The sequence below is a fragment of the Streptomyces wedmorensis genome (assembly GCF_000716445.1).
In the GTDB taxonomy this organism is placed as follows: Bacteria; Actinomycetota; Actinomycetes; order Streptomycetales; family Streptomycetaceae; genus Streptomyces; species Streptomyces wedmorensis.
In genome coordinates, this window is sequence record NZ_JNWK01000186.1 from 1 (window position 1) to 337 (window position 337).

Genomic DNA, 337 nt, shown 5'->3' on the forward strand with positions numbered 1-337 from the left:
CCCTCCCCTTCCGCGGCGACGGCTCCGTCGACCACGACGCCTACGCCGAGCACGTGGCCTGGCTGATCGCCAACGGCTGCGACGGGGTCGTCCCGAACGGTTCCCTCGGCGAGTACCAGACCCTCACCGGCGAGGAGCGCGCCCAGGTCGTGCGCACCGCCGTCGCGGCCGCGGGCGACGGGGCACGCGTCATGCCCGGCGTGGCCGCCTACGGCAGCGCGGAGTCCCGGCGCTGGGCCGAGCAGGCCGCCGAGGCCGGCGCCGGGTCGGTCCTCCTCCTGCCGCCCAACGCCTACCGCGCCGACGAGCCCGCCGTACGCGCCCACTACGCGGAGGT

The 337-nt window shown here is 77.4% G+C and carries 1 protein-coding gene; it reads left to right on the top strand.

What is annotated here, in order from left to right; translation table 11 throughout:
- Positions 1 to 337, top strand: a 337-nt coding sequence (locus OO54_RS41045) for a dihydrodipicolinate synthase family protein (RefSeq protein WP_033212908.1), incomplete at both ends; no start/stop codon positions are given.